We start from the raw sequence: 19,166 nt of genomic DNA on the forward strand, positions 1-19,166 counted from the left end.
GGCCGCTTCGAAAGTCTCGTCAGCCAGGGATAAGCCGGCTGGCGCGTTCTACAAGGGATCATGGCCCATGTGCGGCATTATCGGCATCGTCGGAAAAGAGCCCGTCGCCGAGCGTCTGATCGAGAGCCTCAAGCGGCTGGAGTATCGCGGCTATGACTCGGCCGGGATCGCCGGGGTCGTAGGAGGCAAGGTCGAGCGCCGCCGGGCCAAGGGCAAGATCAAGGCGCTGGAAGCCGTGGTCGCCGAGCAGCCGCTGACCGCGACGACCGGTATCGGTCACACCCGCTGGGCTACCCACGGTGCACCGACCGTCGAGAACGCTCACCCGCACGCCGCCGGCCGCGTCACCCTGGTGCATAACGGCATCATCGAGAACTTCGCCGAGCTGAAGGCCGAGCTGGCCGCCGCTGGTCGCACGTTCAGCAGCGACACCGACACCGAGGTCATCGCCCACCTGATCGATGCCGAGCTGGCCACCGGTCTGGCCCCGCTGGAGGCGTTCAAGGCGACGCTGGACCGCCTGACCGGCGCCTATGCCCTGGCCGTGCTGATCGAGGGCGAGCAGAACCTGATCCTGGGCGCCCGCCGGGGCAGCCCGCTGGTGGTCGGCGAGGGCCAGGGCGAGATGTTCCTGGGCTCGGACGCCCTGGCCGTGGGCCCGTTCACCAACCGCGTCGTCTATCTGGACGAGGGCGACTACGTGGCCCTGGACCACGACAGCTACCGCATCTTCGACGCCTCGGGCGCGGCCGTGACGCGTCCCGTCCGGGTTGTGGCGGCCTCGGCGGTGATGCTGGAAAAGGGCAACTATCGGCACTTCATGGAGAAGGAAATCCATGATCAGCCGGAGGGCTGCCAGCGCACGATCGCGGCCTATGTCGACACCCTGACCTCGAAGGCGTCGGTGCCCGGCGACATCGATTTCGCCAAGCTGGACCGCATCCAGATCGTGGCGTGCGGCACCTCGTTCATCGCCGGCATGGTCGGCAAGTACCTGATCGAGCAGCTGGCCGACCTGCCGGTCGATGTCGAGATCGCGTCGGAGTTCCGCTATCGCCAGCCGGCCCTGCGCCCGGGCTCGCTGGTCATCGCCATGTCGCAGTCGGGCGAGACCGCCGACACCCTGGCGGCCCTGCGCTACTGCAAGGCCAAGGGCATGAAGAGCGCGGTGGTCGTCAACGCCACCGAATCGACCATGGCCCGCGAGGTCGACGTCGTCTGGCCGATCCACTGCGGTCCCGAGATCGGCGTGGCCTCGACCAAGGCCTTTACGGCGCAAGTGAGCGTGATGATCGCCCTGGCCGTCGCGGCGGCGAAAGCCCGCGGGACCATCGACGCCGCCGAGGAGCAGCGCCTCGTGAAGGTGCTCCTGGAAGCGCCGCGCCTGATCGCCGAGGCCATCGGCCTCGAAGACGCCATCAAGGAGATCGCCGCCGACGTCGCCAAGGCCCGGGACGTGCTCTATCTGGGGCGCGGCCCGATGTCGGCCCTGGCCCTGGAAGGCGCACTGAAGCTCAAGGAAATCAGCTACATCCACGCCGAGGGCTATGCCGCCGGCGAGCTGAAGCACGGCCCGATCGCGCTGGTCGACGACCAGACGCCGATCGTCATCCTGGCGCCACACGACAGCTATTTCGAAAAGTCGGCCTCGAACATGAGCGAGGTCATGGCCCGTGGCGGCCAGGTCATCTTCATCACCGACACCGAGGGCGCCAAGCACGCCCCGGCCGGCGCCAAGGTGGTAGTCACCGCGCCTGCTAGCGACCCGTTGGTCTCGACCCTGGTGATGTCGGCCCCGATCCAGCTTCTGGCCTACCACGTCGCCGTGGTGAAGGGCGCGGACGTCGATCAGCCGCGCAACCTGGCGAAATCGGTGACGGTGGAATAGCCACCACATCGCTCATCCCCGCGAAAGCGGGGATCCATGCGGGGTTTAGGAAGGCGGAGACGCAGCTTGGGTCCCCGCTTTCGCGGGGATGAGCGAATGAGGCTTAGGCCGCCTCGTCCTCGTCGTCTTCCGACAGCACGCCGGCCATCGCGGCCAGCGACAGCTTGCGCAGGGCGCTGGCGCGGACCTTTTCGCTCTCGCTCTTCAGCTGGCCGCAGGCGGCGAGGATGTCGCGGCCGCGCGGGGTGCGGATCGGCGAGGAGTAGCCGGCCTTGTTGAGGATGGCGGCGAAGGCCTCGATCGTCGCCCAGTCCGAGCACTGGTAGTCGCTGCCCGGCCACGGGTTGAACGGGATCAGATTGACCTTGGCGGGGATGCCCTTGATCAGCTTGACCAGGGCGCGGGCCTCGTCGGGGCTGTCGTTGATCCCCTTCAGCATCACATATTCGAAGGTCACCCGGCGGGCGTTGCTGATGCCCGGATAGGCGCGGATGCCGGCCATCAGCTCGGCGATCGGGTACTTCTTGTTCAGCGGCACCAGGACGTCGCGCAGCGGGTCGTTGGTGGCGTGCAGGCTGATCGCCAGCATGGCCTGGGTCGCATCACCCAGCTTCTCCAGCATCGGCACAACGCCCGAGGTCGAGACGGTGATGCGGCGACGCGAGATGCCGATGCCCTCGTTGTCGCTGATGATCTCGATGGCGTCGGCCACCTGGCCCAGATTGTACAGCGGCTCGCCCATGCCCATGAACACGATGTTCGAGAGCACGCGGTCGTCCTTGTCCGACGGCCATTCGGCCAGGTCGTCCTTGGCCACCTGCACCTGGGCGACGATCTCGGCGGCCGTCAGGTTGCGGACCAGCGGCTGGGTGCCGGTGTGGCAGAAGCTGCAGTTCAGCGTGCAGCCGACCTGGCTGGACACGCACAGGGCGCCGGCGCGGCCGACGCCGGGGATGTAGACGCTCTCGACCTCGATGCCCGGGGCCATGCGGATCAGCCACTTGCGGGTGCCGTCCTTGCTCACCTGACGCTCGACGATCTCCGGACGGGCGATGGTGAAGGTGTCGGCCAGGCGCGCGCGGGTCTCCTTGGCGACGTCGCTCATATTGGCGAAGTCGGTGACGCCGCGATGGTGCATCCAGCGGAAGATCTGGGTGGCGCGCATCTTGGCCTTGCCGTGCTCGACCACACCGCTCTCGACCAGGGCCGCGACCAGCTGCGGGCGCGTCAGGCCCGAGAGGTTGACCATGGGTTTGGCGACGGCGGGGGCGGGCGTCGTCTCGGCGGAGACGCGCGTCAGGTCGAGGGTGGCGCTCAAGGGGGTGTCCGGCTCTTCGGGGTCGAGGCGGACATATAGCAGGTCCGGGGCGGTTTTCCAAAAGGGCCGGGCTGCGACCGAATCCCTGGCCCAACCCTGTCATCCCGGGCGCAGCGAAGCGGAGACCCGGGACCGCAACCGACGCGGCGCTTCCTGCGGTCCCGGATCGGCGCGCTTCGCGCTTGTCCGGGATGACAGCTTGAATGGCTAAACCTTGCGGAACTTGCCGCCCTGGTTGGCGATCAGGGCCAGGGCCCACTCATCGGGGATGATCTTGGCGAAGGCGGCGATGGCCTTGTTAGGGGCGCCGGGCACGCAGATCGCGCGGTTGGCCTCGGCGGCCTCGTAGCCGGCGGCGGCGACCTCGTCGGCCCCCAGCCACATCCATTCGGGCACACCCTGGCTGACCTGGGCGCGGGTGCCGTTGACGTCGTGGAACTCCGAATAGGTGAAGCCCGGGCACAGGGCCGACACGTGGACGCCGGTCGACAGGTTCTCCAGGTGCAGGCTCTGGGAGAACTTCACCAGGAAGCCCTTGGTCGCCGCGTAGAGGGTGTGGCCGGCCGCGCCGGGGACCAGGCCGGCCAGCGAGGCGACATTGACGATGCGGCCGAACTTCCGCTCGACCATGCCCGGCAGCACCTTGTGGGTCATCTCGCAGACGCCGGTCAGCATCACCTGCAGGAAGGTCGCCTGGTCGGCCCAGCTGGTGGCCGAATAGACGCCCGGCAGGCCATAGCCGGCGTTGTTGACCAGGGCGTCGACCTCGCGGCCCTGTTCGGTGATCGCGGCCAGCACGGCGTCGGTCCCGCCCGGCTCGGCCAGGTCGGCGGGAATGGCATAGGCTTCGACGCCCGAGCGCAGCTTGATCTCGGCGGCCAGGCCTTCCAGCCGGTCGGCCCGGCGGGCGGTCAGGGCCACGTCATAGCCATGGCTGGCATAGATGCGGGCGGAGGCGGCGCCGATGCCGGCGGAGGCGCCGGTGATCAGGGCAAGGCGGCGAGCCATGTCGAGGTGATCCGGAAAAGGACAAACTTGGCCGGAGACGAGCACGCCCGCGGCTTCGATTCAAGAAGTCGCCCCGGCGAACGACGAAATGTGGCGCCCGCCTTGCGACAGCGTTGTCGGTATTTTATCTGACAAAAAACTTCTGCAGTGCAGCACGATATCCGGACGCGACCTTCGCCGCGCTCCGACCCGCTGCGCCGCGTGTGTGTTTGGAGAGACCGCGACATGACCGTCGAGACCGCGACCCGGACCGTCCACCCCGGCCTCGTCCTGGGCGCCCTGGCCCTGGGCGGCTTCGCGATCGGCACGACCGAGTTCGCCTCGATGAGCCTGCTGCCCCACTTCGCCAAGGACCTGGGCGTAGACGCGCCGACGGCCGGTCATGCGATCAGCGCCTACGCCCTGGGCGTGGTCGTCGGGGCGCCGGTGATCGCCGTGGCCGCCGCCCGCTGGCCGCGCCGGGTGATCCTGATGGCGCTGATGGCGGTGTTCGCGGTCGGCAATCTGCTCAGCGCCCTGGCACCTGACTTCGGCTGGATGATCGCCTTCCGGTTCTTCAGCGGCCTGCCGCACGGGGCCTATTTCGGCGTTGCGGCCCTGGTCGCCGCCAGCGTCGCCCCGCCGGACAAGCGGGCGCGGGCCGTGGCCATGGTGATGATCGGCCTGACCGTGGCCACTATCGTCGGCGTGCCGCTGGCCAATGTCGTCGGCCAATGGATCGGCTGGCGCTGGGGCTTCGTCATCGTCGCCGGGCTGGCGGCCCTGACCGCCACCGCCGTGGCCCTCTACGCCCCGCGCGAGGGGGCGGACGCCGACGCCAGCCCGCTGCGAGAGCTGGGCGCCCTGGCCAAGGGGCGGGTGTGGCTGACCCTGGCCATCGGCGCGATCGGCTTCGGCGGCATGTTCTGCGTCTACACCTATCTGGCCGACACCATGCTGGCGGTCACTCACGCCTCGCCGGCCGCCCTGCCCATCGTGCTGATGGTGTTCGGCGCCGGCATGACCCTGGGCACCTTGGTCTGCGCTTGGGCCGCCGACCGCGCCCTGATGCCGGCCATCGGCGCGGTGCTGCTGTGGAGCGCCGCCTCGCTGGCGCTCTATCCGCTGGCCATCCATAGCCTGTGGACCCTGATCCCGGTGGTCTTCCTGATTGGCTGCGGCGGCGGCCTGGGTGCTGTTCTGCAGACCCGGCTGATGGACGTGGCGGGCGACGCCCAGACCCTGGCGGCGGCGCTGAACCACTCGGCCTTCAACACCGCCAACGCCCTGGGGCCGTGGCTAGGCGGCCTGGCCCTGGCGGCCGGCTGGGGCTGGGCCTCGACCGGCTGGGTCGGCGTGGCCCTGGCGCTGGGCGGCTTCCTGTTCTGGATCGTGGCGGCGGTCGACGCGCGTCAGCAGCGCCTGGCCCTGGCCCCGGCCGAGTAGGCTTAGCCGGCGGCGACCGCCTCGTGCGCGCCGTGCAGCAGGTCGGCGACGGTGATCTGGCCCAGGCGCTCATGGGCGGCGCGGTCGGCGGCGGTGATGGCCGCGCGGACCGCGTCGGGAATCTTCTCACCGACCGGGCAGCCCTTCACGCCCTTGGGCGCGACCCCTAAGTGGGCGCATCCGTTCACAGCTTTCAGCACGACGTCCAGGGTGATCTCGTCAGCCGGCTTCAGCAGCCAGGCGCCGCCATTGGCGCCGGCGCGCGCGCCGATCAGGCCCGCCTTGCCCAGCATGGCGGTGACCCGGCGGACCACGACCGGATTGGTCGGGACCGAGGCGGCCAATTCCGCACTGGCCACGGCGCGGTCGGCCGAAAAGGCCTCCTTGTGCGCCAGATAGGCCAGGGCGTGCGCCGCAACGGGGAATTTCTGACTGTCGGACATCTCGACCGGGAACGTAAGGTTGTCACCCGCGCGTTCAACTGAAAACTCGTTCACCTCCGCCGTGTCGCCGCGCCTTCCTTTTGGAGAGGCAGCGACATAGGCGACGATTGAACACGGCGACGATTGGGTGTATCGCGCCCCGCTTGATCGATATGGGTCGGCCGACAGCCTTTTGCGAGGTCGGCCCGGAGGGATTGAATGGCTTCCGAAGCCTCCAGCGCAACGGCCTCCGAGTGCGCGACACAAGCTTCCGACATTCCGCAGCAAAGCGCCGGACCCGCGAACGGTCATGATCCCAAGGGACATGGCTTCTTCGCCCTGGCGTTGGGCGCGGTCGGCGTCGTGTTCGGCGACATCGGCACCAGCCCGCTCTACGCCTTCAAGGAAGCCCTGGCGGCGGCCTCGCACGACGGCGTGACGCGCGGCGAGATCTACGGCGTGGTGTCGCTGGCCCTGTGGGCGCTGATCCTGGTCGTCACGATCAAGTACGTGTTCTTCATCATGCGCGCCGACAACAAGGGCGAGGGCGGGGTGCTGTCGCTGATGGCCCTGGCCCAGCGCGCGATCGGCCGCCGCACGCCGGTGGTCTTCGCCCTGGGGGTGGCCGGCGCGGCCCTGTTCTACGGCGACGCGGTGATCACGCCGGCCATGTCGGTGATGTCGGCCGTCGAGGGCCTGCGCACCATTCCGGCCCTGGAGCACGGGGTCAGCAACCAGATGGTGCTGCTGATCGCCACGGCGATGCTGCTGGGCCTGTTCTTCATCCAGAGCCACGGCACCGCCAAGGTCGGCCTGCTGTTTGGCCCGATCTGCGCGATCTGGTTCGCGGTGATGCTGGTGCTGGGCGCGACCCACCTGGCCGACACGCCTGGGATCCTGAAGGCCTTCAGCCCGCACTACGCCGTCAGCTTCCTGGCCCATCACGGCTTCACCGGCTTCATCGTGCTGGGCGCGGTGTTCCTGACCGTCACCGGGGCCGAGGCCCTGTCGGCCGACATGGGTCACTTCGGCAAGAAGCCGATCCGCTCGGCCTGGATGTTCTTCGTCCTGCCTTGCCTGATGGTGAACTATCTGGGCCAAGGCGCCTTCGCCCTGGCCACGCTGGAGGCCTCGGAACGCGCCGGCGTGCCATTCCCCGAGCTGAATTGGTTCTTCGAGATGGCCCCGCCGATGCTGCGCCTGCCGCTGGTGCTGCTGGCCGGCGCGGCCACGGTCGTCGCCAGCCAGGCGGTGATCACCGGCGCCTTCTCGCTGACCCAGCAGGCGATCCAGCTGGGCCTGCTGCCGCGCCTGGACGTGCGCCGCACGTCCGAGACCCAGTCGGGCCAGATCTTCGTGCCGCAGCTGAACACCATGCTGCTGGTCGGCGTGCTGGCCATCATGTTCACCTTCCAGACCTCGTCGGCCCTGGCCCACGCCTATGGCCTGGCCGTCACCGGCACCATGGTGGTCACCACCTGCATGGCCTTCATCGTCATGCGCCGGATGTGGAAGTGGAGCCTGCCGATGGCCCTGTGTTTCCTCGTGCCGTTCCTGGCCCTGGACCTGACCTTCCTGTCGGCCAACGCCCTGCGCTTCTTCTCGGGCGGCTGGCTGCCGGTGTTCATCGGCGCAGCCCTGTTCCTGGTCATGGCCACCTGGGTGCGCGGCAGCCAGATCCTCAGCGCCAAGACCCGCCGCGACAGCGTGCCCCTGGTCGACCTGATGGAGATCCTGCGCGCCCGCGCCCCGCATCGCGCCCCCGGCACGGCGATCTTCCTGACCTCGGACCCGGACATGACGCCGGTCGCCCTGATGCACAATCTCAAGCACAACAAGGTGCTGCACGAGCGCAACGTCATCCTGACCGTGCGCACGGCCGAGACGCCGCGGGTGTCCGAGGACGACCGGGTCAAGATCGAGAAGGTCAACGACGACCTCAAGAAGGTCACCGTCACCTATGGCTTCATGGAAAGCCCGAACATTCCCAAAGCCCTGGCCGTGTGCCGCAAGCAGGGGCTGAAGTTCGACATCATGGCCACCAGCTTCTTCCTGGGGCGCCGCTCGATCGTGCCGTCGGCCAACAGCGGCATGCCGCTGTGGCAGGACCGCCTGTTCATCTACCTGATGCGCAACGCGGCCAACCCGACCGACTTCTTCAAGATCCCGCCGGGCCGCGTCGTCGAGCTGGGCGCCCAGGTGACGGTGTAGATCATGGAATCCCTGCTGCGCGTCATCGGCGACGGCCTGTCGATCACGGCTCTGGCCATCATCGCCGCCACGGCCCAGGCCGGCTGGAAGCGGGTGCCCAAGGGCGTGGCCATTCCCATGCAGTGGAACCTGGCCGGCAAGCCGACCTGGCGGGCGCCCAAGACCGTGGGCCTGCTGGCCATTCCGGTCGTAGCGATCGTGCTGCTGCTGTCGTTCACGCTGACCCAGGCGACCTTCACCGCCGACCCGACCCAGGCGATGATCGTCTTCCTGGTGCGCGCCACCCTGGCCAGCAGCCTGGCGCTCAGCCAGCTTTTCCACCTCCGCTTCGTCATCAAGACGTTGCAGGAGGAAGGGCAGCTTTAAAGCGCCCCATTTGGTGCTTGACCCGCGCGTCCTGATCCCGTTGAAGGCGCGCGACTTTGTGTTTCTCTCCGGAAGGACCCGCTCATGGCCGACAAGTCCGTGAAGAAGGTCGTGCTCGCCTATTCGGGCGGCCTCGACACCTCGATCATCCTCAAGTGGCTGCAGACCGAGTACGGCGCCGAGGTCATCACCTTCACGGCCGATCTGGGCCAGGGTGAAGAGATCGAACCGGCGCGCGCGAAGGCGCTGGCCGCCGGCGTGAAGCCTGAGAACATCTTCATTGAGGACGTGCGCGAAGAGTTCGTCCGCGACTACGTCTTCCCGATGTTCCGCGCCAACACCGTGTACGAAGGCCAGTACCTGCTGGGCACCTCGATCGCGCGTCCGCTGATCGCCAAGAAGCAGATCGAGATCGCCCGCAAGATGGGCGCCGACGCCGTCAGCCACGGCGCGACCGGCAAGGGCAACGACCAGGTCCGTTTCGAGCTCGGCTATTACGGCCTCGAGCCCGACATCCACGTGATCGCCCCCTGGCGCGAGTGGGACTTCAAGTCTCGCGAGGCCCTGCTGGACTTCGCTGAGAAGCACCAGATCCAGATCGCCAAGGACAAGCGCGGCGAAGCGCCGTTCAGCGTCGACGCCAACCTGCTGCACTCGTCGTCGGAAGGTAAGGTCCTGGAAGACCCGGCGGTCGAGGCCCCCGAGTTCGTCCACATGCGCACCATTGCGCCGGAAGACGCGCCCGATACCCCGACCATCATCACCATCGACTTCGAGAAGGGCGACCCCGTCGCGATCGACGGCGTGGCGATGAGCCCGGCGACCCTGCTGACCAAGCTGAACGAACTGGGCCGCGACAACGGCATCGGCCGTCTGGACCTGGTCGAGAACCGCTTCGTCGGCATGAAGTCGCGCGGCGTCTACGAGACCCCGGGCGGCACCATCCTGCTGGCCGCCCACCGCGGCATCGAGAGCATCACGCTGGACCGCGGCGCGATGCACCTGAAGGACGAGCTGATGCCGAAGTACGCCACGCTGGTGTACAATGGCTTCTGGTTCTCGCCCGAGCGCGAGATGCTGCAGGCCGCCATCGACTACAGCCAGACCAAGGTCTCGGGCCAGGTCCGCGTGAAGCTGTACAAGGGCAATGTCACGGTCATCGGCCGCACCAGCCCGTACAGCCTGTACGACCAGGACCTGGTGACGTTCGAAGAAGGCAAGGTCGCCTACGATCACCGCGACGCCGGTGGCTTCATCAAGCTGAACGCCCTGCGCCTGCGCGTCCTGGCCAAGCGCGACAAGCGCGGCTAGGCGATAAGCCAAGATCGACTATCGAAGGGCGTCGCGGGGCAACTCGTGGCGCCCTTTTCACATCGTCATCCCGCGCTTTATGCGCGGGACCCATGGGTCAGCTTGTACGTGAAAGATCCATCCTGCTCCGCACCTGCGGCGGACAGATGGGTCCCGCGCATAAAGCGCGGGATGACGGCCATAGGGGTGTTATCCGACGCCTACACTCGGTTGTACGGGTATCGATCCCGGATCACCCGCTGGAAGAACCGGCCCTTGGACGGGGCGCGCAGGAAGGCGGCGCTGACGCGTTCGGGGACGCCGACATAGACGTATTCGTCGCCGTCGTTGAACGTCACAAAGAGCTTGCCGTGTTCGGGGGTGTAGCCGATCTCGGCGATCGCCGTGGATTGCACCTGCATGGCTCATGCCTCCTGCGGATGAGGATCGTCTGCCTAAAGGAGCGAATGAGCCCCGAGGCGGTTCCCAGAGCAGCGCTCGTCAGCCGTTTAGGCGCGTCCGGAGTGCGTGCAAACTCAGGACGAATACGGCTAGGGTCGCTCCCTAGAACAACAATTCGGGGAGAAACTCACATGAATCAATCCCACGCCCTGGTGGCCATCGTCACCCTGGTCTCGCTGCTCGTCTATGTCTGGATGATCCTGCGTATTCCCGGCGCGCGCCGCCGGGCCGGCATCGACGCTCCGGCCATGACCGGCGACCCGGCCCTGGAGCGCCACCTTCGCGTCCAGGCCAACACCGTCGAGTGGCTGGTCATCTACCTGCCGTCGCTGTGGCTGTTCGCCATCTACTGGAACGACCTGGTCGCCGCGGCCTTGGGCGTGGTCTGGATCCTGGGCCGCGTCGTCTACGCCCTGGGCTATGCCGCCGATCCGAAGAAGCGTGAGGCCGGCTTCATCATTCAGGCCCTGGCCACAGCGGTCCTGCTGTTCGGCGCCCTGGGCCGGGCGATCTACGTGCTGATCGTGATCGGCAACTAGCTTCACCGTTTCCGTCCATGGCGCGGCGGCCTATATCCGCGCCATGGACCATCTGCCCGTCGATCCCGCCCGCTACGGCGCCTTCCTGGTCGCCATGTTCGTCATGGCCATCACGCCGGGACCGGCCAATCTTTTCGCCATCGCCACCGGCATGGAGCGCGGCAAGGGCGCGGCCCTGGTCGCCGTGCTGGGCATGAACACCGCCAGCCTGATCTGGTTCGCCGGGTCGGCCCTGGGCCTGGGTGCGCTGATCCTGGCGTTCCCCAAGGCCTTCCACATCCTGGCCCTGGCCGGCGCGGCCTATCTGGTCTGGCTGGGGCTGAAGTCGCTGTGGGCCGGGATCAAGAACGTCGAGAGCCACGCCTCGGCGACCATCAAGGCCGGCCGCTCGGCCTTTCTCGACGGCTTCACGGTCCAGATCGCCAATCCCAAGGTGCTGCTGTTCTTCTCGGGCGTGCTGCCGCCGTTCCTGGACATCCAGCGGCCGCTGGCCCCGCAACTGGCGATGTTCGCCTGCGCCACCATCGGCATGGACCTGATCAGCATGTCGTCCTACGGCCTGGGCGGCGCGGCGCTGTCGACCCGGATGAACGAGCCGGGTTTCCGCCGCGGTTTCGCGATCCTGGTCGGCGTGCTGCTGATCACCGCGGCCGTTCTGATCGTCTCCCGCGGGTAGTCTACAACCCTTGCGGATCAAGAGATTTCGCCCGTGCATCAAACGGCGCCTTGGCGAAACCACAAAGCCCAGCCAGAGTTAGTCCAACACCGAGGACTCCGCTTGAAGGAGCAAGTCATGTCCATGAAGAAGGTCGCCCTAGCCGCCGCATTGACGGTGGCCGCCGGCCTCGCCGCCTGCGCGACCCCCACCCCCTATCAACCGCGCGTCACGTCCGGCGCGGTCACCGGCGGCTTCTCCGAGCAGCGCCTGGAGTCGGACCGCTATCGGATCAGCTTCGCCGGCAACAGCCTGACCTCGCGCGAGACCGTCGAGCGCTACCTGCTCTATCGGGCCGCCGAAGTGACCGTGCAAAGCGGCTATGACTGGTTCGAAACCGCCGACCGCCGCACCGACCGCACGGCCCGCACCTATGTCGATCCGGATCCGTTCATGCGCCCGGGCTTCGGCTGGGGTCCGTATGGCGGCTGGCGTCCGTCGTGGCGCTACTACGGCTCGCCGTATGGCTGGCGCACCTGGGACCCCTTCTGGGGTGACCCCTTCTTCGCCAACCGCACCGAGATCCGCACGGTCGAACGCTTCGAAGCCGGCGCCGAGATCCTGATGCACAAGGGCGCCAAGCCGCAGGGGGACCCGCGCGCCTACGACGCCCGCGAGATCATGGCCAACCTGGCCAGCACGATCGTCCGGCCGGAAGTGAAATAGACCGCGTAAAAAAGGGGACCCCACCGGGTCCCCTTTCCTTTTGAGGCTCGCCGATCAGCGCGGGGCCATGCGGATGCCGCCGTCGAGACGGACATCCTCGCCGTTGAAGTAGCCGCAGGTGATCATGGTCACCGCCAGCTGGGCGTATTCCTCGGGGTTGCCCAGGCGCTTGGGGAACGGAACGCTGGCCGCCAGACCCGCCTTCACCGCTTCGGGCGCGCCGTTCATCAGCGGGGTGTTGAAGATGCCCGGCAGGATGGTGTTGACGCGGATGCCCTCGCCCATCAGGTCGCGGGCGATCGGCAGGGTCATGCCGACCACGCCGCCCTTTGACGCCGAATAGGCCGCCTGGCCCATCTGACCGTCTTCCGCCGCCACCGAGGCGGTGTTGACGATCGCGCCGCGCTCGCCGTCTTCCAGCGGCTCCAGGTCCAGCATGCCCTTGGCCGACTTGGCGATGCAGCGGAACGTGCCGACCAGGTTGATCTGGATGATGCGGTCGAAGGCGTCGAGCGGGAAGTGCTTGGTCTCGCCGGTGGCCTTGTCACGGCTGGCGGTCTTGGCGGCATTGCCGGTGCCGGCGCAGTTCACGAGAATGCGCTCCTGGCCGTGGGCGGCGCGGGCCTTCTCGAAGCCGGCGTCGACATCGGCGTCCGAGGTGACGTTGACCTTGCAGAAGACGCCGCCGATCTCTTTCGCGACCGCTTGGCCGCGCTCTTCGTTCATGTCGAACAGGGCGACCTTGACGCCCTGGGCGGCCAGGGCGCGGGCGGTGGCTTCGCCAAGGCCCGAGGCGCCGCCCGTGACGACGGCGGCGACGGTGTTGTCGAGTTTCATGGACGTTTCCCCATATATCGCGTTTAGGTTCGTGCTTGAGTTAAGGGTTTAGACCGATGAGCGACGACGCCAAACCGTCCCCCGACGTCAACGTCAACGAGGTGCTGGATCCCGCCAAGGCGCTGGTCCCGGCCACGGTGCGCGTCAACGAGGAGAAGGTGCGCGAGGGCTTTCTGCCCAAGATCCGCAAGGTCGCCGCCAAGGTCCCGTTCGCCTCCGACGCCCTGTCGGTGTGGTGGGCCGCGCGCGATCCCGAGACCCCGACCGCGGCCAAGGGCATGATCTTCGCGGCCCTGGCCTATTTCGTGCTGCCCACCGACGCCATTCCCGACATCCTGCCGGCCATCGGCTTCACCGACGACGCGGCGGTCTTCGCCGCCTTGGTGGCGATCCTGGGCAAGACCATCAAGCCGCGCCACAAGGAGGCCGCAGAGGCCTTCCTGCACCGGCTGAGCGACGACTCCGCCAAATGATCCCAGGGGCGTTGGTCTCGCCGCTGCTGTGGGCGATCGCGACCGGCAGCGCCCTGGCCTATGGCCTGATCTTTGTTCACCAGCCGGTGTCGGTCCTGCGGACTGTCGTCAAGACCGCGTCGGTGGCGGCCCTGTCCCTGGCCGCGTTCCTGGCCGGCGGCTCGTGGCTGCTGGTCGCTGCGCTGGCCGCCTGCGCGATCGGCGACGGGTTCCTGGCCGGTGACCCCAAGCGCTGGCTGCCGTTCGGCCTCGGCGCCTTCCTGATCGGCCACCTGCTCTACGTGCCGCTGTTCCTGCGCTACGAGGCGCCGCCCGAGCCATCCTACTGGCTGGGCGTCGGGGCGGTGGGCATGGCGGGCGGCCTGGCCTTGCGGACGCTTTGGACCTCGCTGGGCAAGCTGAAGATCCCCGTGATCGTCTACACCCTGGCCATCGTGGCCATGGTCGCCTCGGCCCTGCTGCTGCCCGAGCCGCTCTGGCCGGCCACGGTGGGCGCTGTGGCGTTCATGGCGTCGGATCTGGTGCTGTCGCAGGATCTCTTCCGGGGCGCGCGCCTGCTGGGCTCGCCGCGGCTGACGGCCTGGACGATCTGGTTCCTGTATTGGGGCGGACAGGCCGGCATCTGCTGGGGCATGATGCGCGCCTGACATCGAGGGGGATCTCGCCATGCTGCTCGCCGTCCTGTTCGCCGCGGCCCTTTCCACCGAAACCCCGCCGCCGGCCGACCCCGAGGACCGCGCGGTGCTGGCCGTGACCCAGGCCTTCTTCGACGGCATGGCCGCCGGCAGTCCCGAGGCCCTGCGCGCGGTGACCCTGCCGGGCGCCCAGCTGACCAGTGTGCGGCCGCAGCCCGACGGGACCAGCAAGATCAGCCGCACCGCCTTCGAGGACAGCTTCGGCAAGGCCGTGCCGCCGGGTCTGAAGGAGTGGATGTGGTCGACCCTGATCGTCCGCCACACCAACCTGGCCACCGTCACCGGCCCGTTTGAGCTGACCAAGGACGGCAAGACCGTTCACTGCGGCATGCAGGTCTTTACGCTGGTCAAGACGGGTGGGGTCACGCCGGAGAGCGCCTGGAAGGTGGCGTCGATCAGCTGGACGGCCGAGCCCGACGCCTGCCCCGAGCTGCGGAAGCTTTAGCCGCTGTAGGCGTACTCGGCCTTGCCGTAGACGCCGACCAGGTCGATGGCGAAGCTGGCGCCGTCGGCCAGGTCGGTCAGGAAGGCGTCGCTGGCCTTGGCGTACAGGCCGACATTCTCGGTGGCCGCCGCCGCCAGCAGGAACCCGACCATGGCCGCCTTCGTGCCAATACCGGTAGGGCCATCGCCCGTGAAGCTGGCCAGGAAATCGATCCGTCCGTCCAGCAGTTGGGCGACCTTGGCGTCGGTCGGCGTGCCGCCGAAGATGGTCGCGTAGGCGCTCTTGGTCGCCTCGGCCAGGGTCATGTCGCCGTACTTGGCCGCGAAGCTGTCCTTGGCCTCGCCGTACTTGCCCAGATTGGCCGAGAAATTGATGAAGCGGTTGACCACGTTGAACTTGGCGTAGGCTTCGCTGTTGAGGTTGCTGGGGTTGGGGCCGGTGGCCGACACCAGGAAGTCGATGCCGATCGTGCTGGGAATCTTGCCGGTGAAGAACTGATAGGCCAGCGTGGCCACGGTCGTGGTGCCGTCGGCCGCCGCGATCAGGTCGGCGATGCCCTGGCCCACCGTCTTGGCGCCGTTGGCGACCAGCAGCGAGGTTTCCGTGGCCGTGGTGCGCAGGATGTTGGCCGCCGCGGTGTCGATCTGGGCGCTGGTCGAGGCCAGGTTCAGGGTGCGGTCGTCGAACTTCACCCGCTCGATATTGGTCAGGGTGTCCGTACCCTGATTGCCGTTGACCCGTGTGTCGGTCACCACCCAGGTCGAGCCGGTCTTGGTGATCCGGTAGTTGGCGACCGCGCCGGCGAAGCCCGCCGTGTCGACACCGGCGCCGCCGTCCAGGATGTCGTTGCCCGCGTCGCCGTAGATGACGTCGTCGCCGCCTCCGCCATTCAGGATATCCGCGCCGCCGAAGCCGCGGATGGCGTCATCGTCCTCGCCGCCATTGATCTGGTCCGCGCCGCCCAGAACGATCTCCAGGAGACCGTTCGAGTTGCCGGTCTGGAGGAAGCCGACGGCGGCGGCCACCGAGATCGAGAAGTCCGTCATCCAGAAGCCGGCGACACCGTTGTAGAACGTGGTGTTGCTGGTCACGACGCCGCCGTTCGGAACGCCGTTGGCGTCATAGGTGAAGCCCGTGCCGGCATACTCGTCCGTGACGCCGAAGCCGTAGTCGAAGACGAAGCGCGTTGCGGTGCGGATCCCGGGCGGCGGAACCTGGCCGCCGAGGTCGCTGTCGAAGAGGTCAAGCGAGAAGCCCGCGCCAACCGTGATCTTCGTCATGCTCTTCCCCCGCCTGTGCCGCCGCCGCGGCTCATCCTTGAGTGGAAGTTGCCTGCCGCTTAGCGCCGTCGCAACGGGTTTTTGGCCCGGCCGGTTGTCGTCGGCGAACTTCACCTTAAGTTGGTCGGATGATCGAGACGCTCCTTGCCAAGATGATCAAGTCCGGCGACCTGACGGCGCACCTGCCCGGAGGTCGCGTCATCAAGGCGGGCGACGGCACGGGGCCGCCGGTGGTGATCCGGATCAACGCCCGGGGCCTGCGCCGCCTGGCCAATCCGAGCCTCGGTCTCGGCGAAGGCTATATGGAAGGCGACATCGTCTTCGAGCAGGGCACGATCGACCAGCTGCTGACTATCGTCGGCGAGAGCGGCGGCCGAAAGCCCAAGCGCGGCTCGGCCCTGACCCGCTTCCGCAAGGCGCTGAAGCGGCGCATCCAGCAGGTCAACGGCCGGGTGGCGTCGCGCAAGAACGTCGCCCACCACTACGACCTGTCGAACGACCTCTACCGCCGGTTCCTCGACACCGACATGCAGTACTCTTGCGCCTATTTCGAGCGTCCGGACATGACGCTGGAGGAGGCCCAGGAAGCCAAGAAGGCCCTGATCGGCCGCAAGCTGCTGATCCAACCCGGCATGAAGACCCTGGACATCGGTTCGGGTTGGGGCGGTCTCTCCATGACCCTGGCCAAGGACTTCGGGGCCCAAATGACGGGAGTGACCCTGTCGACCGAGCAGCTGGCGTTGGCGAAAGAACGCGCGGCCAAGGCGGGCCTGGCCGACAAGACCGACTTCCGCCTGACCGACTATCGCGACCTGAACGAGACCTTCGACCGCATCGTCTCGGTGGGCATGCTGGAGCACGTCGGGGCGCCGAACTTCCGCACCTATTTCGAGACCATCGCCAAGCTGCTGGACGAGGACGGCGTGGCCCTGGTCCACTCGATCGGCAAGATGCACGGGCCGGGCGCGACCAACGCCTTCACCCAGAAATACATCTTCCCGGGCGGCTATATCCCCGGCCTCTCGGAGATCGTCACCGCCATCGAGCAGGCGGGTCTGTGGATCACCGACGTCGAGATCCTGCGCCTGCACTATGCCGAGACCTGCCGCATCTGGCGCGAGCGGTTCATGGCTGATCCGGACATCCCGACGATGTTCGACGCCCGCTTCCGCCGGATGTGGGAGTTCTACCTGGCCGGCGCCGAGCTGGGCTTCCGCCACGGGGGCCACATGGTCTTCCAGATCCAGCTGGCCAAGAAGCGCGACGCCGCGCCGCTGACCCGGGACTACATGCTGCGCGGTTGACGAGAAAGCTGGCGGCGTCCATAGGCGCCGCCTGATTTCTTCTCCACGGAGCGCCCATGCGCTTGGCCGACCTCCTGCGCCGCAAGCCGGTGACCCAGGTCGAGGGTGAACACCCTCCCGAGACCCTGCCGCGCACTATCGGTCTGTTCCAGCTGACCATGCTGGGCGTGGGCGCGACCATCGGCACCGGCATCTTCGTGGCCCTGACCACGGCCGTGCCCGCCGCCGGCCCTGCGGTGATTCTGGCCTTCGTGCTGGCGGGGATCACGGCGGCCCTGACGGCCCTGTGCTACGCCGAGCTGGCCTCGACTATCCCGGTGTCGGGCTCCTCGTACTCCTACGCCTACGCCACCCTGGGCGAGTTCGTCGCCTTCCTGGTCGGCGCGTGCTTGCTCTTGGAATACGCCGTCTCGGCTTCGGCCATCGCGGTCGGCTGGGGGCAGTATCTGAACGAGATGTTCGTCGACCTGTTCGGCTGGCGCATGCCCGACGCCATCGCCAAGGCCCCCGGCGCGGGCGGGGTGTTCAACTTGCCGGCCGTGGTGCTGGTCGGCTCGTGCCTGATCCTGCTGCTGCGCGGCGTCAAGGAATCGACCCGCGTCAATGCCGTGCTGGTGATCCTGAAGCTGCTGGTCCTGCTGTTCTTCGTGGTCATCGCCTTCAGCGGCTTCAAGGCCGGCAACCTGACGCCGTTCATGCCGATGGGCATCGCCGGCGTCGGGGCGGCGGCCTCGTCGATCTTCTTCTCCTATATCGGCATCGACGCGGTCTCGACGGCCGGCGAGGAGGTCAAGGACCCGCGCCGAACCCTGCCGCTGGGCATCGTGCTGTCGCTACTGATCGTCACCGGCGTCTATATCCTGGTGGCCCTGGCCGCCGTCGGCGCCCAGCCCTGGACCGCTTTCGCCGGGCAAGAGGCAGGGCTGGCGGTGATCCTGCGCAACCTGACGGGCGCGTCGTGGACCTCGCTGGTGCTGTGCGTGGGCGCGATCGTCTCGATCTTCTCGATCACGCTCGTGGTCATGTACGGCCAGACGCGGATCCTCTACGCCATGAGCCGCGACGGCCTGCTGCCCAAGGTGTTCCAGCGGCTGGACCCCAAGACCCACAGCCCCGACCTCAACACCTGGATCGTGGCGGGCTTCATCGCCGTGCTGGCCGCCTTCGTGCCGCTGGACGTGCTGGTCAACCTGACCAGTATGGGCACCCTGATCGCTTTCGCCATCGTCTCGCTGGGGGTGATCATCCTGCGCCGGACGCAGCCGGACCTGCCGCGCGGCTACAAGGTGCCGCTCTACCCGGTCGTGCCGGCGCTGAGCGTGGCTTTCTGCGCCTATCTGATCATCGGCCTGCCGCTGGACACCTGGCTGCTGTTCGCCGTCTGGGTGGCGGCCGCCTGCGCCCTCTATTTCGGCTATTCGGTCAAGCACTCGAAGCTGCGCGCCTAGGCGTCTTCCTCGGCCGCCTTCTTCAGCCGGCTCAGCATCCCGGCGGCATAGGCCGCGTAGGGGCCGATCCAGCGCTCGTGGACACCATGGATCGGCAGGGCGTCCAGGTGGTTCCAGCGCTCACGCCCGCGCCGCTCGGCCACGACCAGGCCGGCCTCTTCCAGCACGCCCAGATGCTGCATCACCGTGCAGCGATCGAGCGCGGGAATGCGGGCGCACAGCATGCCGGTGGTCAGCGGCTCGACCTTCAGCAGATCCAGGATGTGGCGCCGGGCCCGGTGGCCCAGGGCCTTGAAGATCAGGTCGGCTTCGTCCTCGTTTGACATGTTATAAATCTATAACATATGGTCTTGATCATCAAGTGAAGGAGCTGT

Annotated in this window: 20 protein-coding genes and 1 pseudogene; 14 read left to right on the forward strand and 7 right to left on the reverse strand. The window is 67.6% G+C overall.

The features are described from left to right. Positions 1–67 precede the first annotated feature (67 nt). Positions 68–1,888: a glutamine--fructose-6-phosphate transaminase (isomerizing) gene (gene glmS / locus ABDW31_RS06260; RefSeq protein ID WP_184715574.1), complete on the forward strand. Its 1,821-nt coding sequence runs from the start codon at positions 68–70 to the stop codon at positions 1,886–1,888. Between the two features lie 103 nt (positions 1,889–1,991). Here glmS and rlmN read toward each other — a convergent pair whose 3' ends face one another. Then, positions 1,992–3,206, reverse strand: coding sequence for a 23S rRNA (adenine(2503)-C(2))-methyltransferase RlmN (gene rlmN / locus ABDW31_RS06265; RefSeq protein WP_184715576.1), 1,215 nt, complete (start codon positions 3,204–3,206; stop codon positions 1,992–1,994). 207 nt (positions 3,207–3,413) lie between these two features. Beyond that, positions 3,414–4,214, reverse strand: a complete 801-nt coding sequence (locus ABDW31_RS06270) for an SDR family oxidoreductase (RefSeq protein ID WP_184715578.1) — start codon at positions 4,212–4,214, stop codon at positions 3,414–3,416. A 225-nt stretch (positions 4,215–4,439) separates the two neighbouring features. On the opposite strand from ABDW31_RS06270, the gene ABDW31_RS06275 reads away from it, so the two are divergent. Beyond that, the gene (locus tag ABDW31_RS06275; RefSeq protein ID WP_184715580.1) at positions 4,440–5,639 is read left to right on the forward strand and encodes an MFS transporter; all 1,200 of its coding nucleotides are present in this window, start codon (positions 4,440–4,442) and stop codon (positions 5,637–5,639) included. Positions 5,640–5,641: 2 nt separating this feature from the next. On the opposite strand, the gene ABDW31_RS06280 is transcribed toward ABDW31_RS06275, so the two are convergent. Next, the gene (locus ABDW31_RS06280) at positions 5,642–6,082 is read right to left on the reverse strand and encodes an Rrf2 family transcriptional regulator (protein ID WP_184715581.1); all 441 of its coding nucleotides are present in this window, start codon (positions 6,080–6,082) and stop codon (positions 5,642–5,644) included. A gap of 198 nt (positions 6,083–6,280) precedes the next feature. Here ABDW31_RS06280 and ABDW31_RS06285 point away from each other — a divergent pair, with 198 nt between their 5' ends. The 4 genes and pseudogenes from ABDW31_RS06285 to ABDW31_RS06300 form a co-directional block, all read left to right on the forward strand. Further along, positions 6,281–8,272, forward strand: coding sequence for a potassium transporter Kup (locus tag ABDW31_RS06285; RefSeq protein ID WP_184715583.1), 1,992 nt, complete (start codon positions 6,281–6,283; stop codon positions 8,270–8,272). Between the two features lie 3 nt (positions 8,273–8,275). Beyond that, the gene (locus ABDW31_RS06290; RefSeq protein ID WP_343698430.1) at positions 8,276–8,638 is read left to right on the forward strand and encodes a hypothetical protein; all 363 of its coding nucleotides are present in this window, start codon (positions 8,276–8,278) and stop codon (positions 8,636–8,638) included. 84 nt (positions 8,639–8,722) lie between these two features. Then, a complete protein-coding gene (locus tag ABDW31_RS06295) occupies positions 8,723–9,949 on the forward strand; it encodes an argininosuccinate synthase (RefSeq protein WP_184715587.1) in 1,227 nt (408 codons plus the stop codon). Between the two features lie 92 nt (positions 9,950–10,041). Beyond that, a pseudogene (locus ABDW31_RS06300) lies at positions 10,042–10,125 on the forward strand (hypothetical protein); the annotation flags it as partial. 24 nt (positions 10,126–10,149) lie between these two features. Here ABDW31_RS06300 and ABDW31_RS06305 read toward each other — a convergent pair. Beyond that, positions 10,150–10,350 carry a KTSC domain-containing protein gene (locus ABDW31_RS06305; RefSeq protein WP_184723553.1) on the reverse strand — a complete coding sequence of 67 codons (201 nt, stop codon included), beginning with the start codon at positions 10,348–10,350 and terminating at the stop codon, positions 10,150–10,152. A gap of 171 nt (positions 10,351–10,521) precedes the next feature. On the opposite strand from ABDW31_RS06305, the gene ABDW31_RS06310 reads away from it, so the two are divergent. The 3 genes from ABDW31_RS06310 (at position 10,522) to ABDW31_RS06320 (ending at position 12,310) form a co-directional block, all read left to right on the forward strand. Then, a complete protein-coding gene (locus ABDW31_RS06310; RefSeq protein ID WP_184723556.1) occupies positions 10,522–10,929 on the forward strand; it encodes an MAPEG family protein in 408 nt (135 codons plus the stop codon). A gap of 43 nt (positions 10,930–10,972) precedes the next feature. After that, positions 10,973–11,605 (forward strand): LysE family translocator, encoded by a 633-nt coding sequence (locus tag ABDW31_RS06315; protein WP_184715589.1) that lies wholly within the window; start codon positions 10,973–10,975, stop codon positions 11,603–11,605. Positions 11,606–11,722: 117 nt separating this feature from the next. After that, the gene (locus tag ABDW31_RS06320; protein ID WP_184715591.1) at positions 11,723–12,310 is read left to right on the forward strand and encodes a hypothetical protein; all 588 of its coding nucleotides are present in this window, start codon (positions 11,723–11,725) and stop codon (positions 12,308–12,310) included. Positions 12,311–12,364: 54 nt separating this feature from the next. Here the strand turns inward: ABDW31_RS06320 and ABDW31_RS06325 are convergent, their stop codons facing one another. Then, on the reverse strand, positions 12,365–13,147 hold the full coding sequence (locus ABDW31_RS06325; protein ID WP_184715593.1) for an SDR family NAD(P)-dependent oxidoreductase: 783 nt from the start codon (positions 13,145–13,147) through the stop codon (positions 12,365–12,367). Between the two features lie 56 nt (positions 13,148–13,203). On the opposite strand from ABDW31_RS06325, the gene ABDW31_RS06330 reads away from it, so the two are divergent. The 3 genes from ABDW31_RS06330 to ABDW31_RS06340 are packed head-to-tail and all read left to right on the forward strand — an operon-like array spanning position 13,204 to position 14,760. Next, on the forward strand, positions 13,204–13,620 hold the full coding sequence (locus ABDW31_RS06330) for a YkvA family protein (RefSeq protein ID WP_184715596.1): 417 nt from the start codon (positions 13,204–13,206) through the stop codon (positions 13,618–13,620). Further along, positions 13,617–14,267, forward strand: a complete 651-nt coding sequence (locus ABDW31_RS06335) for a lysoplasmalogenase (protein ID WP_184715598.1) — start codon at positions 13,617–13,619, stop codon at positions 14,265–14,267. The genes ABDW31_RS06330 and ABDW31_RS06335 overlap by 4 nt, the downstream gene beginning before the upstream one ends. 19 nt (positions 14,268–14,286) lie before the next feature. Beyond that, positions 14,287–14,760 (forward strand): hypothetical protein, encoded by a 474-nt coding sequence (locus tag ABDW31_RS06340; RefSeq protein ID WP_184715600.1) that lies wholly within the window; start codon positions 14,287–14,289, stop codon positions 14,758–14,760. Here the strand turns inward: ABDW31_RS06340 and ABDW31_RS06345 are convergent. Beyond that, positions 14,757–16,040 (reverse strand): hypothetical protein, encoded by a 1,284-nt coding sequence (locus ABDW31_RS06345; RefSeq protein WP_221444601.1) that lies wholly within the window; start codon positions 16,038–16,040, stop codon positions 14,757–14,759. The genes ABDW31_RS06340 and ABDW31_RS06345 overlap by 4 nt on opposite strands. A gap of 128 nt (positions 16,041–16,168) precedes the next feature. Between ABDW31_RS06345 and ABDW31_RS06350 the strand changes: the two genes are divergently transcribed. Both ABDW31_RS06350 and ABDW31_RS06355 read left to right on the forward strand, forming a co-directional pair. Continuing rightward, positions 16,169–17,344 carry a cyclopropane-fatty-acyl-phospholipid synthase family protein gene (locus ABDW31_RS06350; protein ID WP_184715602.1) on the forward strand — a complete coding sequence of 392 codons (1,176 nt, stop codon included), beginning with the start codon at positions 16,169–16,171 and terminating at the stop codon, positions 17,342–17,344. A gap of 56 nt (positions 17,345–17,400) precedes the next feature. After that, positions 17,401–18,792: an amino acid permease gene (locus ABDW31_RS06355; RefSeq protein ID WP_184715604.1), complete on the forward strand. Its 1,392-nt coding sequence runs from the start codon at positions 17,401–17,403 to the stop codon at positions 18,790–18,792. Here ABDW31_RS06355 and ABDW31_RS06360 read toward each other — a convergent pair. Continuing rightward, positions 18,789–19,118: a helix-turn-helix domain-containing protein gene (locus ABDW31_RS06360; protein WP_184715606.1), complete on the reverse strand. Its 330-nt coding sequence runs from the start codon at positions 19,116–19,118 to the stop codon at positions 18,789–18,791. The genes ABDW31_RS06355 and ABDW31_RS06360 overlap by 4 nt on opposite strands. Between the last annotated feature and the right edge of the window lie 48 nt (positions 19,119–19,166).

Source organism: Caulobacter sp. (assembly GCF_039596335.1).
Lineage (GTDB): Bacteria > Pseudomonadota > Alphaproteobacteria > Caulobacterales > Caulobacteraceae > Caulobacter.